This is a genomic window from Cellulosilyticum sp., assembly GCF_982396655.1.
The window spans coordinates 40,330-50,924 of record NZ_CEVXFV010000030.1 but is presented as its reverse complement, the minus strand read 5'-3'; the positions used below and the strand labels follow the sequence as shown (position 1 = coordinate 50,924).

Here is a 10,595-nt window from a genome sequence, read left to right as displayed (position 1 = left end):
CTGAGCCAGGATCAAACTCTCATAAAAAAGTTTGCTCTTGCAACTAATGTTGCTAGCTAAATTACTTAGTACATAGTGTTGTACTCATTTTACTACTTAAAGCAGTTAATGAATCGACTGGTTTATATGATTACTATTTTGTTTTCAAAGTTCATTTTTGGTACTTGATTAGTATATCGCATCTTTTGCTTTATGTCAAGTACTTTTTATTTCTATCTTTAAGACAGAAATAAACGGAGAAGGAGGGATTCGAACCCTCGCGCCGGTTACCCGACCTATACCCTTAGCAGGGGCACCTCTTCGGCCAACTTGAGTACTTCTCCGAACTAACATTGTTTGTTTGTCTCGTCCTGTCGCTCAGGACAATATATATATTATCAAAGCTTTTTGCTTACGTCAAGCTTTTTTCTAACATATTTTTATTTTTTTAAGCAAACATTGATTTATCAACGTTTTAAGTCCTATTTTATTTCTATTATCTATATATATTTTTCTAAACATGTACTTTATATCTATAATTTTTAATTATTCATCAATATTGTATCGCTGTAAATTCATCTATAAACATAGCTTATCTAACTTACTGCTCTATAAAAGGCTATTGTATTAATAAAAAAGAGCCATTGCATTAATTACTTAATACAATAACCCTTACTTTGTTTAACTTTATTATTTAACTCTACTTTGTTTTATCACTTGGCAATAATAATAGCTTGATTACCCATTTGTTCCCAGGCTTTCTGAAAATCTATTTTGTTTAGTTTCCTATTTTTTTGACTATATAATGGATCATTTATATAAATATATTGCTCATCATAACCAGTCATTATAACGGAGTGAAGCTTCTTAGTAATTTTTACTACGCCTGTGGGAGTATGCCACATTTCAAAATATGTATCACCTAGAGGCTTATATGTTGCATTAGTAATTACCCATACTGGCTTTCCTTGGCTTAAAAAATACAATAAGTCTTCAAACTCTACCCCTGTTATATCTATTAGATCTTCGCCATAATATTCTTTGCCTAATTCAGCTATAGGTCCATGATATACACCATAGCCATTTTTATTTTTATTATACATATCTCCAACGAAACCATCATACGGATTTCCATAATATTGTCTACCTGTTTCATCTTTACTATATGGCGTTGTATCTTTTTTCACTTTCTCTGCTAACGTCATTTTAGATACATCTGTCCCATAGTATTTAAGCAGCATGGCTAATGATGTCACTTCACATCCTCTAGGGAGCTCTGGAAGTTGTAAAACTAAAGGCACATCTAAAGGTTTGCTTTCCTTCGTCGCTCCGCCTTCCTTCCATAAAGGTTTATTTCCCTTCTTATAATAAATCTTCGTATAGCCATTTCTCCTTGCATATTTGTAAGCCTCTTCAAATGTTGCAAAGTCATGTGTAGCATCTTCAGTTAAAATAAGGAACGGCTGTAGATTGGTATAAATCCACTCATTATTGTATGTATTAACAGCTATACTCCTAGATATCTTTTTAGCTTTTTCTATAGCTTCTTCTTGTTTATTGGCTACTGCTACGATTTTTCCAGATCTTTTTATAACATATTTATAGGCTGATGATGTTTGTTCTATAAAATTAGGCAGAGCCATTGGATAATTATTATAAATATAATATCCAACTGCTCCACCTATTAATACTAATATTAGTAAAATAATACTAGCTTTTTTCATTATTCTTCTGTGTTGCCTTCTGTGTCAGATTCTAAAGTATTTTCTTCATCTACTTCTACTACTGACTCTTCAATGCTATCATCAATGAATTCTTCATCTACTTTTTCTATACAAACAACTTTTACATCATCAGATACATTAATTAATTTTACCCCTTGTGCATTACGTCCGATTGATGAAATTTGAGCTACTTTAATACGAATAATAACACCTTCTGATGTAATCATTAATAACTCGTCTTCATCTTTAACTGCCGTAATACCCACTACATTACCTGTACGTTCTGTAATCTTATTAACCTTAATACCTTTACCACCACGTTTTTGTGCTCTAAAGGCATCAATTTGTGTTCTCTTTCCTAACCCTTTTTCTGTAGCTGTAAGAACTTGTTCACCCTCTTTAGGCACAGTAGCTCCTATAACTTCATCACCTTCATTAAGATTGATTGCACGTACACCTCTAGCTGTTCTACCCATTGGTCTAACATCTGTGCCTTCGAACATGATTCCTTGGCCAAATTTAGTTGCTACTAAAATAGAATCTCTTGATTTTGTTTTTTGTACATCTACAAGTTCATCTTCTTCAGCTAAAGACAACGCAATAAGTCCACCTTTTCTGATATTTCTAAAGTCTTTAAGTGGTGTTTTCTTAATTTGTCCTTTTTTAGTTACCATTGTTAGGAACATATCTTCTTCGAACTCTTTAACCGGGAATACTGCTGTAATTGTTTCATCCTTGTCTAACTCAAGTAAGTTAACAATAGCTGTACCTCTAGCTGTTCTTCCTGCCTCTGGGATTCTATAACCCTTAATACGGTATGCTTTCCCTTTATTAGTAAAGAACATAATGTAGTTAAAGTTAGTTGTTACGAAGAGTTGTTTGATAAAGTCATCTTCAATTGTATTCAGACCAATGATACCTTTACCACCTCTATTTTGGTTTTTATAAGTATCAAGTGGGATACGTTTAATGTAACCAAGTTGAGTAATTGTAACAACAATGTTTTCTTCATCAATTAAGTCTTCGATATCATATTCATCTTCATCAATAGTGATATCTGTTCTACGTCCATCACCATATTTTTGTTTTACTTCTGATATCTCATCCTTGATAACGCCAAGTAACTTGAACTTACTACCTAAAATTGATTTTAAGTATTCAATTTTTCCAAGTAACTCTTGATACTCTTCTTCGATTTTTTCTCTTTCAAGGCCCGTTAAAGCACGAAGTCTCATTTCAACAATCGCTTGAGCTTGGATTTCTGTTAAATCAATTGCTTCAATAAGTCTTTCTTTAGCTTCTTGAACTGTTTTAGAACTACGAATAAGAGATACAATTAAGTCAATCTTATCTAAGGCTTTGCGTAACCCCTCTAAAATATGAGCTCTTGCTTCAGCTTTATTTAAATCGTATTGTGTTCTTCTTGTTACAACATCTTCTTGATGTTTTAAATATTGTTCAAGTACTTCTTTAAGGTTAAGTGTTTTAGGTTTATCATCCACAAGTGCAAGCATGTTGATGCTAAATGTATCTTGTAATTGTGTATATTTATATAATTGGTTGAGTATAACAGTTGGGTTTACATCTCTTCTAAGTTCGATAACAATAGAGATACCATTTCTATCAGACTCATCACGAATATCTGTGATTCCATCAATTTTTCTATCTTTTACAAGGTCTGCCATCTTCTCAATTAAGGCAGATTTGTTTACCATATAAGGAATTTCTGTGACTACAATTCTAGATTTACCAGCTTGCATTGCTTCAATTTCTGCTTTGGCTTTAACTTTTACTTTACCTCTACCTGTACGGTAAGCTTGTTCAATGCCATAGCGTCCATAAATTGTTGCGCCTGTTGGGAAATCTGGACCTTGAATGATTGCCATGAGTTCGTCAAGTTCAGTCTCACGTACTTCATTCTCTTCATTCTCGCCTCTGTAGTTATCAATCATTTTAATAACACCATTCACAACTTCTGTTAAGTTATGTGGTGGAATATTAGTTGCCATACCTACAGCGATACCTGATGAACCATTTACTAATAGATTTGGGAATCTAGCTGGAAGAACGCATGGTTCTTTTGATGATTCATCAAAGTTTGGTCTAAAATCAACCGTCTCCTTATCGATATCTGCAAGCATTAAAGCTGTCATTTTGCTCATACGTGCTTCTGTATAACGCATTGCGGCAGGACTATCTCCATCAATAGAACCAAAGTTTCCTTGGCCATCTACTAATGGATATCTTGTAGAAAAGTCTTGCGCCATACGTACCATGGCACCATAAATAGAAGAGTCACCATGTGGGTGATATTTACCCATTGTATCCCCAACGATACGTGCTGACTTTCTGTATTGTTTATCTGAGCCTAATCCTAGCTCACTCATAGAGTATAAAATACGACGATGAACAGGTTTTAAGCCATCTCGTACATCTGGGAGGGCACGAGATACAATTACGCTCATGGCGTAATCAATATAGCATGTCTGCATTTCATCGTTGATATCTCTATGAATAATTCTGTCATAAGTTACATCATTTGTATCCATTTATTATTCTCCTTGCCCTTTTTTATATGTCTAAGTAGGTTACTTTATGTGCATGTTCATTAATGAACTGTCTTCTTGGTTCTACATCGTCACCCATTAGCTTTGTAAAGATTTCATCTGCTGCTGCTGCATCATCAATACTTACTTTAACAAGTACTCTTGTTTCTGGATCCATTGTTGTTTCCCAAAGCTGCTCTGCATTCATTTCCCCTAGACCTTTGTAACGTTGCATACGAGAAATACCTGTTCTACCAATTTCTTCAAGTAATTTTTCAAGTTCCTTATCATTAAATGCATAATGTTTCTTTTTGTTTTTCTCTACTAAGTAGAGTGGTGGTTGAGCAATGTATACGTGATCTTGCTCAATAAGTTCTCTATAGTATCTGTATAGGAATGTAAGTAAAAGTGTTCTAATGTGTGCACCATCGACGTCGGCATCGGTCATGAGAATGATTTTGCCATATCTAAGCTTTGTCACATCAAAGTCATCACTAATACCTGCACCAAAAGCTGTAATCATATTACGAATTTCTTGGTTCTCAAGCATCTTATCAATTCTAACTTTTTCTACGTTAAGAATTTTACCTCTAAGTGGTAAGATTGCTTGTGTTTTAGGTGAACGAGCACTCTTAGCTGAACCACCCGCAGAATCCCCTTCGACAATGTAAATTTCACATTTAGATGCATCTTTTTCAGAGCAGTCTGCAAGTTTACCTGGAAGTGAGTTACCCTCTAAGGCACTCTTTCTACGTGTAAGTTCTCTTGCCTTACGTGCAGCATCTCTAGCTCTTGCTGCCATAATACCTTTTTGAACAATTACCTTACCTACATTAGGATTTTGTTCTAAGAAGTAAGTAAGTTGATCACCAAATACTGATTGTACAGCACCTGCTGCTTCACTTGAACCTAACTTTGTTTTAGTTTGACCTTCGAATTGAGGGTCACTGATTTTAATACTAATAACAGCTGTCATACCTTCTCTAATATCATCACCTGTTAAATTCTTATCTGACTCTTTTAAAAGTCCCATTTTTCTAGCATAGTCATTGAGGTTTTTAGTAATAGCTGTTCTAAATCCTGAAAGGTGTGTACCACCTTCAATAGTATTAATGTTATTTACAAAACTAAATACGTTTTCAACATAAGTATCATTATGTTGGAACGATACTTCAACTGCTATACCATCTTTTTCACCTTCGCAGTAGAAGATTTGATCGTATAGTGGTGTTTTATGTTTGTTGAGTTGTTCAACGAACTCTCTAATACCACCTTCATAGTGGAATGTTTTGTTTTGCTTTTTATCTTCACGTTCATCGATTAATTGAATTTTAAGTGCTTTTGTTAAGAAAGCTGTTTCTTTTAATCTTTGTTCTAAAACTTTATAGTCAAATACAGTTTCTTCAAATATTTCCGCATCTGGTTTAAAGTGGACATATGTTCCAACCTTGTCTGTTTCTCCGATTACAGTTAAAGGTTGCACAACTTCTCCTCTTGCAAACTTTTCTTGATGAATCTTACCGTCAGTATAAACTTCTACAGTAAGCCATTCTGAGAGCGCATTTACAACTGATGCCCCTACACCATGTAAACCACCAGATACTTTATATCCGCCGCCGCCGAATTTACCACCTGCATGTAGGATAGTAAATACAACCTCTACAGTAGAAATTCCCTTTTGAGGGTGAATACCTACTGGGATACCACGACCATTATCTAAAACTGATATTGTATTATCTGGGTGTATAGTTACTTTGATAGTGTCACAGTAACCTGCTAATGCTTCATCTACGGCATTATCTACGATTTCATATACTAGATGGTGAAGACCTTTTGCGGAAGTACTACCGATATACATACCAGGCCTTTTTCGTACTGCCTGCAGCCCCTCTAATATTTGTATTTGATTTTCATTGTACGTTGCTGCCATAACTAAGATCTCACTCCTTTAATAATTACTCATAAACATAATAATCCAACATTTATTATACATCAAAATACTAATTAAGGCAAATTTACTTAATTTTTTAACTATTTCCTGTCATCTGGTGTGATTCTTCCAGCTTTTACATTATATAGTTTTCCAATTTTTTGTGTATTCCATACACTTTGTTCAATTCCTGTACAAGTAATTAGTGTTTGAATGCTTTGTGTGTATTTAAATAAGTCCCGTTGGCGCTTATCATCTAGCTCAGAGAGTACATCATCTAGTAAAAGTACAGGTTCTTCGCCAATGTACTTTTTCATAATATTTAATTCTGCCAGCTTCATAGATAAAACTACGGAACGTTGTTGTCCTTGTGAGCCATAAGTCTTAACATCCATATCATTTATTAAAAATGTCATATCATCACGATGAGGACCTACTGACGTATTTTGATATAATAAATCCTTTTCTCTATTTCTTAACATTTTTTCGCTAAAATCCTCAGCTTTAACACTTGGCTCATAAATCACTTGCAATGTTTCCTTATTACCAGAGATATCCTTGTGAATTGCATATGCAATCTCATTAATTTCTTCAATAAAGGCTTCTCGTTTCTCAATGACTGTCTTTGCATATTCTTCCAATTGCATATCCCAAACATCAAGCATCGAATAATCCTTTGTTCTAAAGCATTCTTTGAGTGCAAGATTTCTCTGTTTTAAAACTTTATGGTATTGTCTAAGGGCATAGTAGTACATCTTATCAATCTGGCATAATTCAATATCCATAAAACGCCTGCGTTCCTTAGGACTATTTTTAATAAGCTGCAAGTCTTCTGGGGAAAACATTACAATATTGAGGCAGCCAAATAGCTCCCCTAATCGGCTAATAGGCATTTTATTGATAAGTGCAGATTTAGATTTTTGGGTAAGATGAAAATCAATGACATCCTCAACATAATGTTTTTGTACATTGATTTTTACGTGAGCAGCTTCTTGATTCCATCTAATAATTTCTTTTTCTTTATGGGTGCGGTGCGATCTCGCTGTTGCACAAAGATATACTGCTTCAAGGACATTCGTTTTCCCCTGAGCATTATCCCCTCTAAAAATATTGATACCATGATCAAGCTGAATTTTTAACTCATCATAGTTTCTAAAGTCACTTAAAGATAGCTCCTTTATATACATAAAGCTCTCCCTCTTGATTAATTAACTTTATAAGTTTCTCCGTCAAATTGTACTTCGTCACCAGGTCTAATCTTTTTACCTCTTTGTGTGCAGATTTCTCCATTTACTAAAACAAGTTCTTGAGCAATAAGCATTTTTGCTTCTCCACCTGTTTGTACCATTGAGGCATATTTCATAAGCTGGTCTAATTTAATAAATTCTGTATCGATTTTAATCTCTTTCATTTTTTGTACTCCTTATCTTTTATGCGTATATTGTATACAAAATACTAATGAATAAATCGCTCTATGATTCATAATTGAATTTTAGAGCGACTTAATTTTAATTATGCATTTACACGGATTGGTAATATTAAATATTTATAGTGATCGCCTTCTTCTGGCTTAATAATGCAAGGTGTTAAAGCAGAGATAAAGTTAATGCATACTTTATCATCATCTATTGCTTTAAGTGAGTCAATTAAGTATTTAGGATTGAATGCAATCGTAATACACTTACCTTCAAGTTCTACATCAATCTCTTCTCTAGCTGTTCCAAGCTCTGCATTAGATGTGATGATTACTTTATCACCATCCATCTCTAATTTGATAGGATTTTTCTTACCTTCTCTAGAAATAAGTGCCGCACGTTCAATACTCATGAGTAAATTTTTACGGTCTACAACAATTTGTGTTTCGTAATCCGAAGAGAAAACTTGTTCGTATTTTAAGAATTCTCCTTCAAGAAGTCTAGAAACAACTTTACTGTCACCTAAGTCAAAGAGCACATGTTTGTCTTCAAAATAGATTGTAACCTCGTCATCTTCTTCACTAGATAATATTTTGTTGATCTCAACAAGTGTCTTTCCTGGAATGACAACTTCAACATTTGCATTCTCAATTGAGAGTAATGTCTTTCTGTAAGAGATACGATAACCATCCACAGATACGAGGTTTAAGCTGTTATCTTTAATTTGTAACATCTCACCTGTGAGGATAGGTCTTGTTTCATCTTGCGCAACAGAGAAGATTGTTTGGCGAATCATATCCTTTAAAACGACTTGGCTTACTGTGCATGAATTAGTTTTTTCCACAGATGGAAGTGCTGGGAAGTCTTTACCTGATTGACCAGCAATTTGGAATTTAGATTTCTCACTTACAATGCTTGTCATAAAGTGATCATCTGATGAGATTTCAACGATTTCTCCTGGCATCTTTCTGATGATTTCAGAGAAAATTTTAGCTTCTAAGGCAATAAAGCCTTCTGTCATAACTTCAGCATCAATAGTACTTTCAATACCTAGCTCTAGGTTGTTACCTACTAAAGTTAATTTATTGTTAGCTGCTTGTAATAGAATACATTCAAGTATAGGCATTGTTGTTTTAGTTGAACATGCTTTAAGAACAGTATTAATACTATTAAGCAATAAATCTTGTCTGCAATAGATATGCATGTGGATAATCTCCTTTCGGGTAAAACAAATACAATAATAATATGTTTTTTAGCAATGATAGTAATAGGACTTGTTAGTGTTGTGGATAACCCTAGCGAGCCCTTGAAGTCATTAATAAAAAGCATGTATATATAGATGTGGACAAGTTGAAGTAAAACTTTAACTTTATCCACATTGTTCACATTGAAGTTAAAGTAACAAAAATAATCCACAAATAGTTCACGTTAAGTTCACATGAATATACACAGGTTATTTAGATGTAATTTTAGCTTCAAGTTCATTTAAAATTTGTGTGAGTTCAATATCTGTTTGAAGCTCACGTGAAATTTTTTCGAAACCATGAATAATTGTTGTATGGTCACGACCACCGAATTTTTCACCAATCTTAGGTAAAGAAAGGTCTGTAAGCTTACGGCAAAGATACATTGCAATTTGGCGAGGGTAAGCAATATTACGTGTTCTCTTAGAAGATTGAAGATCTTCAGGTTTGAGATGGAAGTAGGTTGCTACAGTCTCTTGAATGTATTCTGCTGTAATTACTTTAGGTTTGTCCTTAGAAATAAGATCTTTAAGTGCTTCATTAGCGAGTTCAACTGTAATAGGTTTATTAGTTAATGAAGAGAACGCAAGAATTCTATTTAAAGCACCTTCAAGTTCTCTAATGTTAGAGATAACTGTTTTTGCAATAAATAGAAGTACATCTTCAGGTACGGATAAGCTTTCAATTTCAGCCTTCTTGCGTAAAATAGCAATTCTTGTTTCTAAATCTGGACTTTGAATATCTGCGATAAGTCCCCATTCAAAACGTGAACGCAAACGATCTTCAAGTGTTTGAATTTCCTTAGGCGGACGGTCGCTAGATATAATGATTTGCTTATTAGCTTCATGTAATGCATTAAAAGTATGGAAAAATTCTTCTTGAGTACGTTCTTTTCCAGCAATGAATTGAATATCATCAATTAAAAGGACATCAATATTTCTATATTTATTGCGAAAACTTTCATTTTTATCATCACGAATTGAGTTAATAAGCTCATTAGTGAACTTCTCTGAAGAAGCATAGATAACCTTAGCATTAGGGTTCTGATCTAGAATAAAGTGCGCAATAGAATGCATAAGGTGGGTCTTACCAAGACCTACGCCTCCATATAAGAAGAGCGGATTGTAAGCACGAGCAGGTGCTTCAGCAACAGCTAAAGCTGCAGCGTGGGCCATGCGGTTACTATTACCTACGACAAAGCTATCGAATACATATCTAGGATTAAGATTACTTGGGTTATTTAATGGATCTTGTAATTGTTCAGTTTTCTTATTATTTTTTTGTTCTAATTTGGTTTGTTCATTAGGAAGCACAAACTTAATCGTGTACTCTTTATTTAGAACTTGAAGAGCACTATTACGAATGAGTTCAAGATAACGCGTATTGAGAATCTCTTTAGTAAATTCATTCTTTACGCTTAATATTAAGACGTTGTCTTGAATATCAAGGATTTGCGTATCTTTAAACCAAGTATTAAAGCTGACACTAGAAGTCTCTAGTTCGATAATACTAAGAATGGCTTCCCATTGTTTTTCATACACTGATGACATTCTTAATCCTCCTAATTACAAAATTTATGCACAGCTTATTCAAGTGTTGTCAACATGTGCATAAAATAATCAACATATATCTTAAAAAATTAAAATTCCTAAAAGAATAAACAAGATAGAAACAGGGTGTGGATAAAGTTATTCAGATAGGAAAGTTAAAAATAAGTAATAAAAAATGCAAAAAAAATAAAAAAAGTAGATGTTATA

At 33.8% G+C, this 10,595-nt stretch carries 7 protein-coding genes and 1 tRNA gene; all 8 read right to left on the bottom strand.

Features of this window, described 5'->3' with window-relative positions; translation table 11 throughout:
• Positions 1-234 precede the first annotated feature (234 nt).
• Positions 235-323 (bottom strand) — tRNA-Ser (locus AC1VAQ_RS13145).
• Positions 324-692: 369 nt separating this feature from the next.
• Positions 693-1,622: a C39 family peptidase gene (locus AC1VAQ_RS13140; protein ID WP_479904021.1), complete on the bottom strand. Its 930-nt coding sequence runs from the start codon at positions 1,620-1,622 to the stop codon at positions 693-695.
• Positions 1,623-1,702: 80 nt separating this feature from the next.
• A complete protein-coding gene (gyrA, locus tag AC1VAQ_RS13135; protein WP_302599256.1) occupies positions 1,703-4,252 on the bottom strand; it encodes a DNA gyrase subunit A in 2,550 nt (849 codons plus the stop codon).
• A gap of 22 nt (positions 4,253-4,274) precedes the next feature.
• On the bottom strand, positions 4,275-6,179 hold the full coding sequence (gene gyrB / locus AC1VAQ_RS13130) for a DNA topoisomerase (ATP-hydrolyzing) subunit B (protein WP_302599255.1): 1,905 nt from the start codon (positions 6,177-6,179) through the stop codon (positions 4,275-4,277).
• A 101-nt stretch (positions 6,180-6,280) separates the two neighbouring features.
• The gene (recF, locus tag AC1VAQ_RS13125; RefSeq protein WP_302599254.1) at positions 6,281-7,366 is read right to left on the bottom strand and encodes a DNA replication/repair protein RecF; all 1,086 of its coding nucleotides are present in this window, start codon (positions 7,364-7,366) and stop codon (positions 6,281-6,283) included.
• Between the two features lie 17 nt (positions 7,367-7,383).
• A complete protein-coding gene (gene yaaA / locus AC1VAQ_RS13120) occupies positions 7,384-7,590 on the bottom strand; it encodes a S4 domain-containing protein YaaA (protein WP_302599253.1) in 207 nt (68 codons plus the stop codon).
• A gap of 101 nt (positions 7,591-7,691) precedes the next feature.
• Positions 7,692-8,798: a DNA polymerase III subunit beta gene (gene dnaN, locus AC1VAQ_RS13115; protein ID WP_302599252.1), complete on the bottom strand. Its 1,107-nt coding sequence runs from the start codon at positions 8,796-8,798 to the stop codon at positions 7,692-7,694.
• 249 nt (positions 8,799-9,047) lie between these two features.
• Positions 9,048-10,388, bottom strand: a complete 1,341-nt coding sequence (gene dnaA, locus AC1VAQ_RS13110) for a chromosomal replication initiator protein DnaA (protein ID WP_302599251.1) — start codon at positions 10,386-10,388, stop codon at positions 9,048-9,050.
• Between the last annotated feature and the right edge of the window lie 207 nt (positions 10,389-10,595).

Excerpts from the sequence above, each read along its gene's own strand:
- AC1VAQ_RS13140 (WP_479904021.1), bottom strand. The coding sequence starts at position 1,622 with ATGGCTCTGCCTAATTTTATAGAACAAACATCATCAGCCTATAAATAT.
- gyrA (WP_302599256.1), bottom strand. The coding sequence starts at position 4,252 with ATGGATACAAATGATGTAACTTATGACAGAATTATTCATAGAGATATC.
- gyrB (WP_302599255.1), bottom strand. The coding sequence starts at position 6,179 with ATGGCAGCAACGTACAATGAAAATCAAATACAAATATTAGAGGGGCTG.
- recF (WP_302599254.1), bottom strand. The coding sequence starts at position 7,366 with ATGTATATAAAGGAGCTATCTTTAAGTGACTTTAGAAACTATGATGAG.
- yaaA (WP_302599253.1), bottom strand. The coding sequence starts at position 7,590 with ATGAAAGAGATTAAAATCGATACAGAATTTATTAAATTAGACCAGCTT.
- dnaN (WP_302599252.1), bottom strand. The coding sequence starts at position 8,798 with ATGCATATCTATTGCAGACAAGATTTATTGCTTAATAGTATTAATACT.
- dnaA (WP_302599251.1), bottom strand. The coding sequence starts at position 10,388 with ATGTCATCAGTGTATGAAAAACAATGGGAAGCCATTCTTAGTATTATC.